The organism is Melghirimyces algeriensis (genome assembly GCF_900182565.1).
GTDB lineage: Bacteria > Bacillota > Bacilli > Thermoactinomycetales > DSM-45169 > Melghirimyces > Melghirimyces algeriensis.
Map to the genome: position 1 here is coordinate 153,287 of NZ_FXTI01000006.1, position 17,214 is coordinate 170,500.

Sequence of the window (17,214 nt, forward strand, 5' to 3'; positions counted from 1 at the left end):
TTTTATTTCCAACGGCGAAGACCATGCCACCCACGAATCGGTGCTTCCCTTCCTCTTCTCCAACGCCTGAAAAGTCCCCTCTGACGAAACAAAATCAGGACTCCAACGAAAAAGACCACCAAAACCACATACAGCTTGGGAAACAGAACAAGCGTGAGCAACATTACTCCCACAGCGGATAACACCAAAGAAAGAGATAGGTAGCGAGTCAAAAGTAATGTGATCAGATAAATCCCAACGCCCAAGAGAATCAGCAAAGGACTCAAAATGGCCAGAGCACCTGCGGTGACTGCCACTCCCGTTCCGCCTTGAAATCTGCTGAAAACCGGAAACAGGTCTCCTAACACCACGGCCACAGCAGCAAAAGCCGCTCCAATCCAACCGGAAACCATCAATCCCATCAAAGTGACCAACGCCCCTTTGGACATTTGCATTCCAATGATGATCAATGCCTCCCGAAGGTTGCGAACCGGATAGATTCCTACAAGCGGTTTTCCCCTGAAAAAAGCGAGAATGGGGATGGAGCCAACTAAATAGGCTGTCACGCTAATCAGGAACAGGGTCACTGGCCATTCCCCCTCTGATGGTCAGATCATAAACAAAGGCATAACCGTCAAAGCAAAGAGATTTATTGATCCCACCACTCCACTTTTTCCTCCAGTGAGCTTCGTGGACGTTCTTTCGGCTGAATAGCTGGATAACCGATATACAGAAATCCGAGCAGTGTATCCCGCTCTTTCAATCCGAAAAATTGCTTCATTCGAGGGTGATAGGTCGGCTTTCCCGTTCTCCAAATGGCTCCAAGTCCCAAAGCATGTGCCATCAAAAGAGCATTTTGAATTCCGGCAGCTACGGCGCAAACCTCCTCAATCTCTTCCACCTTTGGATCATCCGAAGGGGTCACCGCTGCGGCAATCAATACCGGAGCCCGAAGAGGCTTTTTCGCTTCCCGTTCCAATCGATCGGTGGAATCCCTTTTTTCATCTTCTGTCATGCTTTCTGCTTTAATCTCCTTCATCACTTCTCCGAGACGGGTTCGGGCATCCCCGGTCAGGACGAAATACTTCCACGGCTGGGTCATATGATGGTTGGGTGCCCAGCGAGCTGCCTCCAGTATCTTTTCGATCAGCTCCCGTTCAGGGAGATTTTCGCTCACCTTTCCAATACTTCTTCGTGTTCGGATCGCTTGACCAAGTTGCAAATGTATCTCCTCCTCTGTCGCCTTATGATCTTATTGTAAAGGAAGACCCTCTTTCTCTAAAAGCCAATTCGCATCGCTTGAATGGAAGGGATGCTTTTGAATCTGACCCCATACTCGTTTGCAAACTCATGTGGGATATTTCCGAACAGCAAGGAGCAAAATTGCGACCATACCACAATATCCAAAAAACGGATAGATCCAACCCACAAATACTGGAAATCCAATCAGGGAACAAATATAGCCCAGAATAAAGATTGCCGCAACCAGCATATTGGTTTGAAGGGGGATCACTTCAACCAAATTAGCTGCCAAACCGTATACATTTCCGACCAAGGTAGTAAAAATCTCTCCCCACATGACCGCCAGAAAAAAATATTTCATCCCTTCTCCCAATGTAGAAATGACCAGGGCAATGGGGATTTCCATATGGAAGATTTCCGGAGATTTCAAAGCCAAGGCAAAGTTTGTTGCCAGAAGCATCATCCCCAGCCCAACTCCTCCAAAGATTCCACCCAAACGAAGTGTCTTTTCATCATTGATTTCTCCACCCATCGGTACCAGTACAGCTTGAGACATAGCCAGATTAAAGGCTACATAGATCACGGCTGAGACCATCCAGTGATTGCTTCCTTCCGTCGGTTGTCCGGCCAAAAAACCATCCAGTCCTTGTACAGCCATCCCTTGTATTCCCACAACCAGAGTAAAGGCAAACATACAGGGGACGACCAGAGCATTGACATTTAAGATCCCTTCCATCCCTCTGAGAATGATCAGAAAAGCAATCAACGAGGTGACAATCACCCCGAAATGAAAGGAACTGTTCAACTGTTCCTTAAACAATGCCCCTGTCCCGGACATCATTGCGGTGGTCACTCCAAACAGGATGAGACCGACAAAACCATTCATCCAGCGTCCCCAGCGGGTTCCGAACAAATAATTGTTAAACTCCTCATAGGAGTGGGCCTGGAGACGTGCCCCCATCACCATCATTCGAATTCCCAGCCAGGAAAACAATACGGTTACCATCAGAATGGATGGCACACTTTCCAGACCATTCACGGTGAAAAATTGCATAATTTCCTGACCTGAAGCAAATCCTGCACCAACCACAGTTCCGATATAAGTAAACCCAACCCGAAGTGCAGTAAACCAACGTTCATGCACCACTTCACACATCCCTCCCGGCTGTCACGCTCCCCGTACAACCAGTCTATTGGGACAACAATCCGATTAGAACCTGTCCGGATTTCAAGAAAGCAACAAGGCCCATCACCAAAGCGATGAGCCTTGTTGCTTTCACGTACTTGGACGGTCAGGACCCTCCAGCTTTTTGTTTCCGTACCCCGGTCGGGAGTCTTCAGTAGTCTCTGGAGCCTCTCTCCTTTTTGTTTTTTTCTTTTCCTGCTCAGGACTCGGTTGAAGTTCTTTGCCCATCCATTCCCTTCCTTTCCATTGGATTCTGCTTGATTATTGTTAACCTCTAATCCCAGCTTTAACCCCCAGTTAACCACTTTGTATTTACATTAATAATTTTACGGTTTATTTATTCAAATTCACTACTGTTTCATTAGTCCGTGGTCAAAATGTGGTCATAGTTTTCAACAAAAAATAGGTATGGATAGATAATTATAGCGAAATATAGTTAAATATAAGTATGGATAGAAATATTTGACACCTAACAAAACAACAAGGTATATTCAAATCTAGCAGCAAGAAGGGAGAGATAGCCATGGGTGGTGATAGAAAGGAAATTAAACTAATCACCCCAGAAAAAGCAGGAGAGCGCTTGTCTGTATCTCCAGTAACGATTCGGAAATGGCTGCGTCAAGGAAAGCTTAGAGGAACAAAAATCTTTGGATCTGGTTGGCGAGTTCGAGAGGATGAAATCGACCGGTTCATCAAAAAAACAGAGGAGGAAACATTATGAACAAAGTATTAGGAATCATCCTAATTGTATCTTCCTTGGTATTCGTTGGTTGCGCCCCGGAAGATGTGGATACTGGTGCCGAAGACAAAAAAGTAGAAGCGGACAAAGCAGTTAACAAAAATGAAAAGAGGTTTAAAGCAGGAGCTTCCACTGAGGTTCTCGGAGTAAAAGTGAATATTGCTGAAGTCGTTATAAAACCGGACAAGATAGAAATCGGTATGAACCTGGAAAACACCAACTCAAATGAAGTGAACTGGTATCCGGATCAGGAAGGAAAGGCCATCATTGGAGACAAACAACTGGACGCAAACATGTTTATGGGTGGAGACATCGGCGGTGAGATCGCTGGAGGGGTAAAACAAGATGGTGTACTGGTCTTCCCCACCCCGAACAATTCCAAACTAGATCCCGAAAAGATCGAGAAAATCAAGCTAGACCTTGGAGAAATTGCTACTCATGACTTTATGAAAACGGACAACGTCCAGATCAAAGTGGAAGTAAAATAAGGAGGATTAAAACAATGAAACGCACAACGGAATTTGTGTTGGGACTGATCGGTGGGATTATCGGTTTTGGTGCAGCGTTTTTCGCCCTCTTCTTCGGAGCGGTGGATGAAGCGGTATCTGGATCATCAGAAGTTTCCAGCCTTGGTTGGGCTGCCTTTCTCTTCTCCATTCTGTCTATCGTTGGGGCCGTCGTTGTAAAATTCAAGGCCAAAATAGGCGGGATATTGATGCTTATATCCGGGATCGGTGGTCTGTTCAGTATTTCTCTCTTCTATGTGCTTCCCGCCTTACTCCTTGTTATTGGCGGGCTTATGGGGGTCTTGCGCAAGGAGAAACAACACTCACTTGAGGGGTAAGACATCATAAAAATGCTAAAACGAATACTGCATTGAATCTGGATTCTACTCATATTTTAGCCAAATCGCTTCTGGTGGTGAGAAACCCCCACTTCTTAGTGTAAGTGGGGGAGATTCACTTGTTATCGTTTTCACTGCATGGTTCAGCAAAAAAACGGAACCCCCTCAAATTATCAATATCACAACTGAACAGTAAAAGCCGGGCAGGGTGATCCCTCCCGGTTTTTATGTGCCTTCTTTAGCATCTGTTCTAGTTTCTTCGCTGTCATCTTGGCTGTACGCTTTCATGAGACGTGGACGCCCTGGCCGTCTATTCTCCATCTTCATGATCTCTAGAGCTAGCTCCAGGGGATCATCTCCTGGAGAGTAAACAATGGTGGAGCGTTGTCCAGTTAAGATGGAGGTAGCACTCTTTTTTTGGATGTGGTGGATGGAGTCTTCTTCTTTCCACCTCAGGGTGGATTTTTACCCGGTCTCCAGTTTCTCCACCTCCAGTTTTGAAAGTAGCCATAGGAAAAACCGAAAACAACGCCAGAGTCGCCCATTACTTCAAAAGTGTTTTCTCCCTTTCACCAGACAGAATAAGTCTGAATCCAAACCGACAAATTTTTTCCTGTTGTGTCCATTGATCAATACTGTTCGATTTTACCGTATCTCCCGGACGTAAAAGAGAGAGATTCATACTTGGTCTGTGGTATCAATCAGGATATGAACTACATCATTAAAAAGAAATATCTCCACCACTTTCTTTCCATATCTGCGTCATACACATGCCACCTTACTTCTCCAAATGGGCGAACATCCGAAAGTTGTATCTGAACGTTTGGGTCATTCCAATGTGGGGATCACTTTAGACACCTACAGTCACGTATTACCTGACATGCAAAAAAGTCTAGCTCAAAACTTTGATCTTTTCATAAAAGCAATATCTCAGAAAAAAGAATGTGGTCAAATTGTCTGTTCACGGGAAACCAAAAAGCCGTAACCCCTTATTATAAAAGGGTTACGGCAATTGACGCCCTGTATTATGATCACAGTTAATCAATGATCCATCGATATAAAAAGTTAAACCCTGAGCCATTTTTCCATAACCAGCTGCTTCTTTCACCTATAGAATCGTTTCCAACAGCATCACCAGACGGATCTGTTCCCTGACTCTCGCCTTGGTCGCCCTGTTGATCGTTTTGTTGATCGCCCTGTTGGTCTCCCTGCTGCTCTCCCTGTTGATCCCCTTGTTGCTCTCCTTCTTGATCACCGGGTGGCTCTCCCTGTTGATCACCGTTTGGAGCTTCATCCTCACCAGGAGAGTCCCCTTCCTCCGGATTTTCCGGCGGTGGATTTTCAGAGGGATGAATTTCCAGTGTGACCGTGTTGGAAGGTTCTGCTTCCTGATTTTCCACCTGATCTACTGCAATCACCCGATAATGATAGACCGATGTCCTTCGCCCAAAAATCTCATCCAATGGAGCACTTTCCGGACGGGGAAGAACAATATTGGGATCGGTAAACCCTCCAGCCTGGGTCTCGCCAATGGGTTTCCAATTCTGTCCATCTTCCGAACGTTCCACCCGATATTTCAGTCGATCTGCATAATCATTCCATTTCAATTGAACCACTTCTTTTTCCTTATCAAACGATGCAGACAGATCGACAGGTCTCAGTTTAAATGGCGGTTTCGGCTCTGGCACACCTGGATTCGTAAACCGGCTGACTGGAGTCCCTTTCAACGCTTCTGACATGACTGAACGGAAAATCCTTGCGGGATATTTGCCTCCGGAAAGCTCTACCTTGCCATCATTCTGATTGAATACCATTGCCGACATCACATATTCCTGGGTGTAACCGACAAACCACGCTTCCTTGCTTCCCTGGGTGGTTCCTGTCTTTCCGGCCACATCCCGTCCATCAGGCAACTGGGCGTTCTTTCCGGTACCTTGGCGAACATTGTAATGCAACATCCGGGTCAAATAATAAGCCGTTTTTGGCGTTAACACCTGTTGATCTTTTTGGATGGTTTCCTCTGTCACCCATTCCCGGTCTTCATTGGCTGTGCTGATCTTTCTGATTCCATGAACATCTGTCAGCTTTCCGTTATTGGCAAAGGCAGAATAAGCCTGAGCCATCTGCACAGTGTTTACCCCTTTTGTCAAACCACCCAGAGCCAACGCGGCATGGGAGTGACGATCTTTTTCCACCAGTTCCAACCCCATCCGTTGCGCATAGTCCGAAGCTGTACCCAAACCCACTTCATTTTTCAGAAGCCAGGCCGTTGCCACGTTTAAAGATTTTGCCAACACATCTTTCAACGGAAGCCTGTCATAGTAACGCCTTTGAAAATTCTTCGGTCTCCAGTCCTGAATATGGAAACCCGGAGGATCCGGTACAGGAGAATATTCATTATATCCTTTTTCCTGAACCGCAGGAGCATAGACAGTAATGGGTTTGATCGCTGAACCGGGTTGTCTTTTTTCTTCCTTGGAGCGAAGCATATACCCTTGCCCTTTATACTCACGCCCTCCAGCAATCGCTACAAGCCCTCCGGTTCGGGGATTAACGATGGTTGCCCCGCCATCCAATTGCTTTTGATTCTGAAAAAGGTCATCGTTGTCGAACGCTTTTTCAATCGCCCGCTGAGCGTGGGGAACGAGATGTGTATAAATTTTGTACCCACCTGTGGCCAGTTCCGTCTCAGAGAGTTGAAAGCGTTCCTCGGCTTCTTCCATAATATAGTGTTTATACGCTGTATATCGTTCTTTTTTCAAGTGTTTCTTCAGGTATTTACGATTCACACCCAAATCCATGGCCTGATATTTTTCTTTTTCTTCCGTTGAAAGGACGCCCTGTCTCTCCATTAGGCGGAGAACCAGGTTGCGCCGTTCTTTTGCTTTTTCTTCATTGCGATAGGGATTATATAAGGAAGGGGCTTTGGGAAGAGCCGCCAACAGGGCAGCCTCATGCGGTTCCAGCTTCTGTTTGGTTAAATCCTTGTCAAAATAGATCTTGGAAGCCATCGATATTCCCTGAACATCATTCCCGAAATAAATGAAATTTAGATAAGCTTCCAATATTTCCTCTTTGCTGTATTTTCGCTCCAAATTCCAGGCTGTTCCAACCTCTTTCAATTTTCGCAGATAGGTTTTGCTCTTATTCTCCAAAATTACATTGCGGGCCAATTGCATCGTAATTGTCCCGCCACCCTGTGCCTTCCGTCCTTCCATCACATTGGTTACAACTGCACGAAGAATACTGCGAAAATCCACGCCATTATGCTCATAAAAACGCCGGTCTTCTACAGAGATAAACGTTTCCTCAATCAGCTTGCGGGACTTTACATCCTCCATTTTGACATACTCTTTATTGATGGAACCCAGTTTGGTGACCGGCTTTCCATTGACATCATAGACGGTGGAGGCCACATCAATCTCATTCAGCCGATCCAACGGCAGGGATTTTGCCGACATCATAATGGCTGAACATCCCCCAACCACCAATAACAGGGTTGTGATCAGTGTAAGTAAAATCCATTTACGGTTAAAAAACCGCCTCCATCCTTTTTGGGTACTATATCTACTTTTTCGGGAATAGACTCTCTTTCTTTCGTCCAGTCCCTTCCCGTTGTTCTCTTCCATGTTTCTCAACCCCTTGTACGATCTGACCTTTTTAAACACTACTATCTATCTCTCTCATTTTATGTAAAATCAGGTCTCAATATCTATATTAATCAATTTCCAGTTCAAATCCAATGAAAAAAAGCCGATTCGTTTAGAACGAATCGGCTTTGAAGTGAAACGCCTATCTAAAGATTGGACCTTGACCATTGGGATTCTGCTCATTGGGATCTTGCTCATCCGGATTCTGATCGTCTGGGTTCTCATCATCCGGATTCAGATCGGTCGGGTCCTGCTCATTGGGATCCTGTTCATTTGGGTTCTGGCCATTGGGGTCCTGGTCACCTGGAGTCTGGTCTTCCGGATTTTCATCTTCCGGATTCTGATCTTCGGGGTTCTGGTCCTCCTCCGGTTCTTCTGGCAGAACGAGTACCGTTACCACATTGGATGGATCAGACTCCTTCGACTCCGCGTCTTCTGCCTTGGTATCAATGGCAATCACACGATAATAGAATGTTTTGGACGGGTCTTCGGAAGTCTCACCGCTAACCTGAATATTATTGTCACTAAATGTTCCTTCTGATGTTTTACCAATTCCCGTCCAGCTCTGACCATCGGCAGAGCGTTCCACCCGATACTCCAATCGGTCGGAGTAGTCGGACCACTTCAGGTTTACGGTTCCAGAGTTAAATTCCCCTTTGAGATCCTGAATCGGCTTTAATTCAAATGGTGGCTTCGGTGCGGGCACACCCGGATTCTTAAATCTTTGCGGAGGCTTTCCTTCCAAGAGTTTCGACATTACCTCTTTAAAGATGGGAGCGGCGTAACCTCCACCGGAAAGCTCCACTTTTGCCTCTTTCTCATTAAATACCGTAACCGCTCCAATGTAATCCGCTGTATACCCTACAAACCAGGACTCTTTACTTTTCTGGGTCGTCCCGGTTTTACCGGCTACCTCATGGCCGGGGATCTGGGCATTGGTCCCCGTTCCTCGCTCCACATTGTCTTTCAGCATCCGGGTCATATACCATGCCGTTTTCTTGTCATAAACCGGATTAGGTGTTTCCGGAATCGGTTTCGCCGGCTCCAGTGTTTCACCATCCTGACCCTTGATCTCTTTCACCGTATGAGCCGGATAGATGCCACCCGTTTTCACATTGGCAAAAGCAGAGTAGGCCTGGGCCATCTGAATGGTACTGGCTCCTTTGGTCATCCCCCCCAGCGCCAAGGCGGCCCAGCTTCCCCGGTCCTTTTTATGCAATTTGATGCCGGCTTTTTCCGCATATTTCTCCGCACCGGCGAGCTTCACCACATCCCGGAGGATTCGGAGTGTAGAGACGTTGAGTGATTTGTTTACAACTTCCTGAAGCGGGATTTCTCCATAAAATTTACCCGTTTCGTTTTTGGGCTCATAGCCCCCTTTAAACTTAATCGGTTCATCCTTGACCATCGTATATTCATTGTAGCCATGATCTTTCACGGCCGGACCGTAAACGGTGATGGGTTTAATACTGGAACCCGGCTGAATCGGCATCCTGGACCAGTTATAGAAACCCGTTTTATAGTTGCGTCCGCCTCCGACAGCCAAGATTTCCCCTTTTTTGTTCATCAGGGTCAATGCTGCATTCAAATCCTTTGCAGGTTGTCCGGTCTCTTGATTCAAAAAGAACTCCTTCTTTTCCAAAGCCGCTTCCGCCGCTTTCTGGGCGTTGGGGTCCAACGTGGTATAGACTTTATAGCCCCCATTGACCAAATCCGTTTTCTTGACACCGGGGTAACGTCTGCCGATCTCATCCAGCACAACATCCCGGAAGGCATCATAGGCATTCTTTTTCACGTATTTATCAATATATTCTGGATTGGTTCCCAGATCCTTCTTCTTGTACTTGTCCGCTTCCGCCTGAGTGATCAGCGGATCAATGGTATTTTGTTCGGCCATTTTGTTTAAAACCACGTTGCGCCGGTGTTCTGCCTTTTCCGGAGCAGCATAGGGGTTATACCCGTATGGAGCCTTGGGAAGGCCGGCCAACAGGGCAATTTCATGGGGCTCCAATTTCTCTTTGGTAATATCCTTGTCAAAGTAAATCTTGGCCGCCATTTTGATTCCCTTGACACCATTTCCGAAGTCAATGTAATTCAGATAGACTTCCAGAATAAAATCCTTGTCAAAACGTTTTTCAAAATCGCGAGCGACGATAATCTCTCTCAACTTCCGGGTATAGGTTTTCTCTCTCGTTCCCAACCCCACATTTCGGGCCACTTGCATGGTGATGGTGCTGGCACCTTCCGCCTTACCCAAAGCGATTATATTCTTGACCACGGCACGGGCCAGACCCTGATAGTCCACCCCATTATGTTTATAAAACCGTTCATCCTCCACCTTGACAAACGCTGTTGCCAAATCCTTGGATTTAATATCCTCCAGTTTGACGTATTCCCGGTTTGCTCCACCGAGATCCATCACTTTCTTTCCATTTCGGTCATACACCGTGGAGGAGGATTCCATTTTCTTCAAGACATCTTTTTTGCTGTACTGTGGTGTGTTCATGGCCAGGTACCAGTAATAGCCAACGGCCACTAAAATCAGGGTCATGAAGATCCCTAGAATCCATTTCCAATTGAAAAAACGGAAAAAGTTCTTCTTATTATTGCGACCTCCCCGTTTCCCTCTCCGACCTGATCCTCTGCTGGACCGACTGACCGGAGAACCATTGCCGGACCGATCATATGGAGCAACGCTTCCAGACCGGTTGGTTGTAGAGCGCCCGTTCGATCGACGGCCGCCTCCTGATCGCGGTGGAAGTCCTCCCGAATTTCTGCTGTTATGGGCCATCATACAACCCCCTGAATAATCACATCATGATGGAATAAATTTAGGATGATTCTATTTTTTCTTCTTTCCTATTCTACACGGTTTTCTCATCATTTCGTATACTTCTTCCTTTTTACAACGAAAGAAATAGAAAGAAACATAAGGCCGATCCAAGGGCGAATCGGCCTTATTCTTTCCATTACCACCAACCGAAAATATCATTCTCCTCGTCTTCTTTGTTCTTACCATGCCGACCATTGCCACGTTTATCGTTGGGGTGATCCGGTTTTTCATCACCTTCATCTCCCGGTGGCTCTTCCCGTGAAGTGACTTGAACAGTTACGACATTGGACGGTTCGGACTCTTTCGGTTCCCCGCCTTGGGCCTCCGTATCCACAGCAATGACACGATAGGAATAGGAACGGGATTCTCCACCGCCGAACCATCCACCACCTTCCGGTTTTTTGATGTTGTCATCGGTAAAGGTGCCTTCGGAGGTTTTGCCGATCTCTTTCCAATCCTGACCATTCTCTGACCGTTGCACCTTGTACTCCAGCCGATCCGACGCATCCGACCATTGCAGTTGAACGGATTGCGAAGCAGGATCATATCCGCCTCGTAAATCCTGGACAGGCTTCAGTCTAAACGGCGGTCTCGGCTCTTCCACACCTGGGTTCTGGAATTTTTGCGGCGCTTTTCCTTCCAAGGCGACGCTCAACACCGACTTAAAAATGGGTGCCGCATATCCCCCACCCGAAAGGTTTACTGCATTCCCCTTCATATTAAATACCGTGACAGCCCCTACATATCGGGGCGTATACCCCACAAACCAGGCTTCTTTGCTGTTTTGGGTAGTTCCGGTTTTCCCGGCGACATCATAACCTGCAATCTGTGCATTGGTTCCGGTTCCCTGCTCCACATTGTTTTTGAGCATCCGTGTCATATACCATGCCGTCTTCTTGCTGAAAACTTTGTGCTTTTTGATCTTGGTTTTTGGCTTGACAACCTCTCCAGCGGAATTGGTAATTTTCCGGATGGTATGAGCATCCCTATTTTCGCCGGTGGAGACATTGGCAAAAGAAGCATATGCCTGCGCCATCTGCGTCGTAGTCGTCCCTTTGGTCATTCCACCAAGCCCCAACGCTGCCAGACTTTGTTTGTCTTTGTCAGTCAGTTTAATTCCGGCTTTCTCCGCATACTTGGCCGCCGGTCCCTTTTTAACCACTTCATGGAGAATCCGAATGGTGGAGGCATTCAGAGATTTATTCACCACTTCTTGAAGCGTAATATCTCCGTAAAATCGACCACTGGAATTTTTGGGCGTGTATCCATTAATATCAATCGGTGCATCTTTTACCGGAGTATATTCATTAAACCCATGCTCTTCCACTGCTGGACCAAAAACCGTAATCGGCTTCATCGTGGAACCGGGCTGAATCCCTTGCTGTGCCCAGTTGAGATAGGTCGGTCGGTAACCTCTTCCACCGCCGACAGCTACAATCTCCCCCGTTTTGGGGTCCAAAAACGTCATCGCGGCATTCAGTTGATCCGCCGGCATTTTGGCTCCAGTCTGTTTATTGACAAAAAATGCTTCATTGGCCAACGCATCTTCCGCCGCTTGTTGAATTTTCGGGTCCAAGGAGGTTTGAATCTTAAATCCATCATTTGCAAATTGTTTCAGATCGGTAATGTTATAGCGTTCTTTCAGTTCATCCAAAACGATATTCTTATATGCGTAAAACTTGTCATTCTTCAAATGCTTTTGAACCGCTTCCTTCTTCACACCCAGCGGCATTTTTTTGTACTTTTCCGCTTCTTCCTCGGTGATAATCGGGTCATTTGGAAGGGCCGTATCTTCAGCCATTTTGTTTAGGACCACATTGCGCCGTTGCAACGCCTTTTCTTTATGTCGAAAGGGATCATATCCGTACGGTGCTTTGGGCAGACCGGCCAACAGGGCAATTTCATGGGGCTCCAGCTTCTCTTTGGTAATATCTTTGTCAAAGTAGATCTTCGCTGCCATCTTGATGCCCTTCACGTTATTTCCCAAATCAATGTAGTTTAAATACACTTCCAAAATATCTTTTTTCGAATAATCCTTCTCCAGATTTAGCGCAACCGTAATCTCATCCAGCTTGCGGGAGTAGGTTTTTTCTCTTCGTCCCTTCATCACAGCATTTCGGGACACCTGCATGGTGATTGTACTGGCTCCTTCAGCCTTTCCCAAAGCGATGATGTTTTTTACAACCGCACGGGCCAGACCCTTATAGTCCACCCCATTATGTTCATAAAACCGTTCATCCTCCACGGCGAGAAAGGCTTGCATCAGCTCTGGGGATTTCACATCATCCAGGTCGACTACTTCCCGGTTATCTCCTCCGAGCGGCAGCGCTTTTTTCCCATTTCGGTCCAATATAACGGACGATTCATCCAAGGATTCTTTAATTTCTTCCATGTTATATTTCTTGGCATTAAGAATAATGAAACCAAAGACACCAACCACCAAAAGAACTGTCGTCATGAATACCAAGATAAACCATTTTTTGTTGAAAAACCGAAGAAAATTGCGGCCGTTATTCCCTCTCTGTCCACCAGAACGGCCAGCCAGAGAGCGACCACCGGCCCGGCGACCAGTGCTTCGGGGTGACGTACCCGACGCTCGTCTAGGATTCATTTGTTTCCCCCCTACATCCATTCATCTGTGGTGGAGTTGTTTTTGCATCGAAATAGAATCAAAAAGCCTCCGTGTTACTTTATCCGTTCAGGGAACCCTTCCCCATCTGGATACACCCATGTTTCAACATGTGGTATATTTGAGGAACGAGGTGATCCCATGAATAAAAAAGCAGCCATTTTTGCTTGCCGATTTACCGGTTGGGTTGGCATCTTACTGTCTCTGTTATTTTGGCAGATATATGGACCGGTGGGATTGGTGATCGGGTGGATCGGTTCCATGCTCTGGTTTGGACTGGCATGGTATTTTCAACGATCCATCGATGCTCAATAATACCAAAACAACAACTATTTCATTATAACGCAGGTGCGATGAATTTTGTTGCAAAATGTCTCTTTTTGTCACTTACGGACGTGATCGTTCCTTTTACACCCGGAAGCTGTTGTTGTCAAAGCCTCCTGTTACCGGGATGACCCCTCCAGTGATAAAGTCGGAATCTGGATTGACGAGAAATTGTATCACCCGTGCCAAGTCCTCTCCCGTACCCGGTCGGCCGACCGGGTTTTTGGAGTCCCGTTTTCCGCGAGCTTTTTCAATGGGCGCCTCTTTGTATGGATGACGAATATCACCCGGACAAACCATGTTGACCGTAATCCCAAAAGGAGCTTCTTCCTTTGCCAATGTCCGGGTGAAGGAAACCAATCCTGCTTTTGCCGCTGCATAGGCAGAAAAACCTTCCCAATGAGGAGCGTTTTCCACTTCAGGAAAACCGAAGGTAATAATCCGCCCCCATCCCTGCTTTCGCATCATGGGAACAACCTCTCTCACACAATAAAAAACCCCGCTCAAGTTTCCATCCACCATTTCACGCCACTGTTCATCTGTCAGGTTCACCGTTTTTATTCGCTGAAATAAAAAAGGACCCGCAGCACAAACAAGGATATCCACTCCGCCCCAGGTTTGTTCCATTTCCTGTACCATCCCTTTGACCGCTTGAGGATCTGCCACATCTCCTTGCAAGGCAAGGTATTGCCGCCCCGTTTTGCGAATCTCCCTGCCTAGCTGTTCCGCCTGATCCTGACTGGTCCGGTAATTCACAGCAATATGGTAACCGTTCTCCGCCAGCTGTTTTGCCACCATCACTCCCAATCCGGCAATTCCTCCAGTTACCCAGGCTGCACGATGCTCCATAGAACGTCCTCCTTCAATGGAAATCCCGTATATTGTACCCTGACTCCTTCCTAGAAGCAAAAAAAACCCTTACGGGTTTTAAAAAACATAACGTTTTTCTTCTATCCTTTGGTTTATTTCTCATTCAATCTTCTGATGGCTCCAAAATCTGCTTGGCCATCAGGAGAAGGAAAACCGCTCCAATCATCCCTCCACCAAACGTAATCCCCGGACCAGAGGATTCAAGAAAGGATGCAGAAAGCACCAATACAGCAATACTTCCCCAAGCAACCGCCCGAAACATACGCCGTTTGGTCCACCACGCCAATCCGGCTGAGAGAACCGTAAGTCCTGTAACCGCTTGCCATTCCCACATAGTAAGTACTGACCAATCCATATGTGAATCCCTCCATCTATTTAACAGTATGACCAAGGATCGACGAGGAATACACACATGCAAGTCTAGGAAATGCTACGGTCACACCACAGGTGACCGAAGGAAATGCCTGTGGTGCACTTCCTTCAGTCGTCGGATGAGGGGGAGAAGTCCCTCGCAAGCCGATTCAAACTGTGAGCGAAAACTCGTGAAAAAATGATTTGTCCCTGAAGAATAAAATCGCGGGATGTGGCAGAAGAAACAGTCACCACGTAAAACGATTGCTGTCATATGGGAAAGACCATACACCTGTGCCGTAGGAATTACGGGGAAGTTACGTTTGTCGATGAAACGGAAGGCTCTGCCCCTTTAGTCTCACTCATCTTCTCCCTGTGGTACATAAAAAGAGCGAATCAAGGTACGTGCAAAGCGCTCTCCTTTCTCATTGATTCCCTGAACCTCTGCCGTCAGATTGTACATGCCAGCCTTTGTCAGTTTGGGCAAAGGTCCGGCAAAGGAGGTTTGGGTGTGATTCTCAGGCTTTAGATTCTCTTCGCTATATTCTGTCTCCATCATTCCTAACCCTTTCATCCCAGTTGGAACCAGACGAACCTTTACACCACCATCATCCGATTTCCATCCTTTGGGCAGCCGAACACGGACCGGGGTTTCCCAGTGGTTCGAATTTGGAACGATTACATCCACTTCTGGAACACTGGTCAGCGAAAACGTCGTTGTTAACAGGTAAGCTCCAACCCGCTGAGAATCGAGGATCACTTTCCACTCCCCAGGCTCAGGCTGACTCACCCGAAACCCCTGGGACTTTGCTCCACGGAATATTTCCGATTCTTCAAGAGTTTGATAATATTCCGTACTTTTTCCATCATAGACCTTGTTGGATGGAGACACCAGTATCGCTTTCACCTGCGTATGATCGGTCATCAGATGAAATACCACTTCCCGCACCCCTGATTCCACAGGGATCTCTTCTTCTACTCGTCGATCGACTGGCAGATATTGACCACGGATCACTTGATGCATCCCTTGATTTCCTGTCCTTTCAAAACTTGCAGCCGTTTCGTCAAACACGGATTCCACCGTAACTCCGCCAGTGGAATGAAGAATAGGATCGATGTGGTGAAAGGAAGCACTGCCCATCCGAATCCGATCATGATCCACATCCTTTGTAAACAGGTGTTTATCATACGGGAGGCGGGTGCTCCATACATTGACCAATCCATCATTGCTCCCATAAGCGGACAAGTACGATCCACCCATCCACAGAGCAGAGGGAAATGTGCCCCAATCCGTTCCCGCAGCAGTAAAGTATGGATTGTTTTTGACATTGGCATGGGAATCGGTCAATGAACGAAAATGCTCCATATACCCCGTTTGCAAAGATTCTGTTCCTGCGTCTCTCATGTCCAAGAGTTCCGCCAGCCAACCCGCCCACCAACTGTGAGCCAAATCCGCTAGGGGAGAGCCCCAGTGTGAAGAGCCCAAGGTGATCACACGCCCCACGTGATGGTGTGCATCATCGTGAACCAAAGCCGTTTGAGTGTCAACTCCTCCTTTACTGTGCGCAACAATGTTCACTTTCTCACCGAAGTATCGCCTGATTTCTTCCAGCATCTGAGCGAGTAACGCCCCATTGTCCCACATGTCAGCTGCTTCACCGGATACATCATAAAGCTCCACAAAGGCGGTGCGATATTGGTTGTTGTACATTCGTTCAAACATGTCATTTTTCCCATGATAGGTTGTATCTCCCCACCAATCATCCGCCGATCCACGTAACCCTGGGACAAATACAACAGGAGGCTTGTTCATGTCCACATCGGGGGGAGTAGCACCTACATACCACGTTCCAGGTTCGGAGACGGTTAACCTTCTTCCGGAAAGCGTCCTGTTCTCTTCCAGAGGAAACGCCCCCCTTTTGATCACCGCGTTCACTCTCTTTCCTGATCGTCCCATTTTTTTGGACCCTCCCCTTTCCTCACCCTGCTTTTCTTTTGACCACATCATTCTCTAATGGTATTCCCCACGCAGAATATTTTTCCTCTTGAGAACGTTGAAGCCAAAACAAAGAAGCGGTACCAAGAAAAAGCCCCCACCCATCCCTTACCGTTTAAAAATTCTCTACCAAACAGTTCCCCAAACATGGAGAGCGGGTGCTTTACTGGTACGGTGACCGTTGTTTTCCTGGAATTATACTTTGATCCCGTTACCTATTTCCAAAATAGTTGCACCCCCCACAGGTCATTCATCTGTCTGCTCCAACAAATCCTTCCACTCTCCGTAGATAGCTTCAGAGATCTTTGCCAACGTTTCCTCCACCTTCGTGCTCCCTTCACCGTAGACCGGCTCTGAGAGAGTTTCTGGGTGGAAAAAAGGATCATCCGTGATCAGGGCTATTTTCCCATCAGACAGCTCCACGTACCAATAACCCATAAGGATCATTCTCCTTTCATTCTTTGTTCCAGTATGGGAAACAGATCACAAAGGGAAACCTGACCCTGTCAAAGAAACATCATCCGTTCAATAACTATCCACTGGCAGGCGAGCCTCTGAGTTCACTGAAGAG

Annotated in this window: 15 protein-coding genes and 1 pseudogene; 5 read left to right on the forward strand and 11 right to left on the reverse strand. The window is 46.9% G+C overall.

Annotation, left to right across the window (positions count from 1 at the left end; genetic code table 11):
* Window positions 1-2: 2 nt before the first annotated feature.
* The 4 genes from FN782_RS10480 to FN782_RS16865 form a co-directional block, all read right to left on the reverse strand.
* Complete coding sequence (locus FN782_RS10480) at window positions 3-566, reverse strand: glycerol-3-phosphate acyltransferase (protein ID WP_142505743.1); 564 nt, start codon at window positions 564-566, stop codon at window positions 3-5.
* Between the two features lie 62 nt (window positions 567-628).
* The gene (locus tag FN782_RS10485; RefSeq protein ID WP_142505744.1) at window positions 629-1,201 is read right to left on the reverse strand and encodes a nitroreductase family protein; all 573 of its coding nucleotides are present in this window, start codon (window positions 1,199-1,201) and stop codon (window positions 629-631) included.
* A gap of 126 nt (window positions 1,202-1,327) precedes the next feature.
* Window positions 1,328-2,365, reverse strand: coding sequence for a YkvI family membrane protein (locus tag FN782_RS10490; protein ID WP_185956214.1), 1,038 nt, complete (start codon window positions 2,363-2,365; stop codon window positions 1,328-1,330).
* 132 nt (window positions 2,366-2,497) lie between these two features.
* Entirely contained in the window at window positions 2,498-2,635 is a 138-nt protein-coding gene (locus FN782_RS16865) for a hypothetical protein (RefSeq protein ID WP_185956215.1), read from the reverse strand.
* A gap of 295 nt (window positions 2,636-2,930) precedes the next feature.
* On the opposite strand from FN782_RS16865, the gene FN782_RS10495 reads away from it, so the two are divergent.
* The 4 genes and pseudogenes from FN782_RS10495 to FN782_RS10510 form a co-directional block, all read left to right on the forward strand.
* Window positions 2,931-3,128 carry a helix-turn-helix domain-containing protein gene (locus FN782_RS10495; protein ID WP_142505746.1) on the forward strand — a complete coding sequence of 66 codons (198 nt, stop codon included), beginning with the start codon at window positions 2,931-2,933 and terminating at the stop codon, window positions 3,126-3,128.
* Window positions 3,125-3,634, forward strand: coding sequence for a hypothetical protein (locus FN782_RS10500; RefSeq protein WP_142505747.1), 510 nt, complete (start codon window positions 3,125-3,127; stop codon window positions 3,632-3,634). Before FN782_RS10495 ends, FN782_RS10500 begins: the two co-directional genes overlap by 4 nt.
* A 14-nt stretch (window positions 3,635-3,648) precedes the next feature.
* Window positions 3,649-3,990: a DUF4064 domain-containing protein gene (locus FN782_RS10505; protein ID WP_142505748.1), complete on the forward strand. Its 342-nt coding sequence runs from the start codon at window positions 3,649-3,651 to the stop codon at window positions 3,988-3,990.
* Window positions 3,991-4,738: 748 nt separating this feature from the next.
* Window positions 4,739-4,975, forward strand: a pseudogene (locus FN782_RS10510) (tyrosine-type recombinase/integrase); the annotation flags it as partial.
* A gap of 52 nt (window positions 4,976-5,027) precedes the next feature.
* Here FN782_RS10510 and FN782_RS10515 read toward each other — a convergent pair.
* The 3 genes from FN782_RS10515 to FN782_RS10525 form a co-directional block, all read right to left on the reverse strand.
* Complete coding sequence (locus FN782_RS10515; RefSeq protein ID WP_142505749.1) at window positions 5,028-7,619, reverse strand: transglycosylase domain-containing protein; 2,592 nt, start codon at window positions 7,617-7,619, stop codon at window positions 5,028-5,030.
* Between the two features lie 163 nt (window positions 7,620-7,782).
* Window positions 7,783-10,431 (reverse strand): transglycosylase domain-containing protein, encoded by a 2,649-nt coding sequence (locus FN782_RS10520; RefSeq protein ID WP_185956216.1) that lies wholly within the window; start codon window positions 10,429-10,431, stop codon window positions 7,783-7,785.
* A gap of 178 nt (window positions 10,432-10,609) precedes the next feature.
* A complete protein-coding gene (locus FN782_RS10525; protein WP_185956217.1) occupies window positions 10,610-13,084 on the reverse strand; it encodes a transglycosylase domain-containing protein in 2,475 nt (824 codons plus the stop codon).
* Window positions 13,085-13,243: 159 nt separating this feature from the next.
* Here FN782_RS10525 and FN782_RS16870 point away from each other — a divergent pair, with 159 nt between their 5' ends.
* Window positions 13,244-13,417 carry a hypothetical protein gene (locus tag FN782_RS16870; RefSeq protein ID WP_185956218.1) on the forward strand — a complete coding sequence of 58 codons (174 nt, stop codon included), beginning with the start codon at window positions 13,244-13,246 and terminating at the stop codon, window positions 13,415-13,417.
* A 93-nt stretch (window positions 13,418-13,510) separates the two neighbouring features.
* On the opposite strand, the gene FN782_RS10530 is transcribed toward FN782_RS16870, so the two are convergent.
* From FN782_RS10530 to FN782_RS10545, 4 genes are all read right to left on the reverse strand, one after another.
* On the reverse strand, window positions 13,511-14,275 hold the full coding sequence (locus FN782_RS10530) for an SDR family oxidoreductase (RefSeq protein ID WP_142505752.1): 765 nt from the start codon (window positions 14,273-14,275) through the stop codon (window positions 13,511-13,513).
* Window positions 14,276-14,399: 124 nt separating this feature from the next.
* The gene (locus tag FN782_RS10535; RefSeq protein WP_142505753.1) at window positions 14,400-14,651 is read right to left on the reverse strand and encodes a hypothetical protein; all 252 of its coding nucleotides are present in this window, start codon (window positions 14,649-14,651) and stop codon (window positions 14,400-14,402) included.
* Between the two features lie 354 nt (window positions 14,652-15,005).
* Complete coding sequence (locus FN782_RS10540; protein WP_185956219.1) at window positions 15,006-16,604, reverse strand: esterase/lipase family protein; 1,599 nt, start codon at window positions 16,602-16,604, stop codon at window positions 15,006-15,008.
* A 285-nt stretch (window positions 16,605-16,889) separates the two neighbouring features.
* Entirely contained in the window at window positions 16,890-17,081 is a 192-nt protein-coding gene (locus FN782_RS10545; protein ID WP_142505755.1) for a hypothetical protein, read from the reverse strand.
* Window positions 17,082-17,214 lie beyond the last annotated feature (133 nt).

What these genes read in the sequence shown, in the direction of transcription:
- FN782_RS10505 (WP_142505748.1), top strand. Translation starts at nt 3,649, where the DNA reads ATGAAACGCACAACGGAATTTGTGTTGGGACTGATCGGTGGGATTATC.
- FN782_RS16865 (WP_185956215.1), bottom strand. Translation starts at nt 2,635, where the DNA reads ATGGGCAAAGAACTTCAACCGAGTCCTGAGCAGGAAAAGAAAAAAACA.
- FN782_RS10515 (WP_142505749.1), bottom strand. Translation starts at nt 7,619, where the DNA reads ATGGAAGAGAACAACGGGAAGGGACTGGACGAAAGAAAGAGAGTCTAT.
- FN782_RS10530 (WP_142505752.1), bottom strand. Translation starts at nt 14,275, where the DNA reads ATGGAGCATCGTGCAGCCTGGGTAACTGGAGGAATTGCCGGATTGGGA.
- FN782_RS16870 (WP_185956218.1), top strand. Translation starts at nt 13,244, where the DNA reads ATGAATAAAAAAGCAGCCATTTTTGCTTGCCGATTTACCGGTTGGGTT.
- FN782_RS10495 (WP_142505746.1), top strand. Translation starts at nt 2,931, where the DNA reads ATGGGTGGTGATAGAAAGGAAATTAAACTAATCACCCCAGAAAAAGCA.
- FN782_RS10520 (WP_185956216.1), bottom strand. Translation starts at nt 10,431, where the DNA reads ATGGCCCATAACAGCAGAAATTCGGGAGGACTTCCACCGCGATCAGGA.
- FN782_RS10500 (WP_142505747.1), top strand. Translation starts at nt 3,125, where the DNA reads ATGAACAAAGTATTAGGAATCATCCTAATTGTATCTTCCTTGGTATTC.
- FN782_RS10545 (WP_142505755.1), bottom strand. Translation starts at nt 17,081, where the DNA reads ATGGGTTATTGGTACGTGGAGCTGTCTGATGGGAAAATAGCCCTGATC.
- FN782_RS10525 (WP_185956217.1), bottom strand. Translation starts at nt 13,084, where the DNA reads ATGAATCCTAGACGAGCGTCGGGTACGTCACCCCGAAGCACTGGTCGC.
- FN782_RS10535 (WP_142505753.1), bottom strand. Translation starts at nt 14,651, where the DNA reads ATGGATTGGTCAGTACTTACTATGTGGGAATGGCAAGCGGTTACAGGA.
- FN782_RS10540 (WP_185956219.1), bottom strand. Translation starts at nt 16,604, where the DNA reads ATGGGACGATCAGGAAAGAGAGTGAACGCGGTGATCAAAAGGGGGGCG.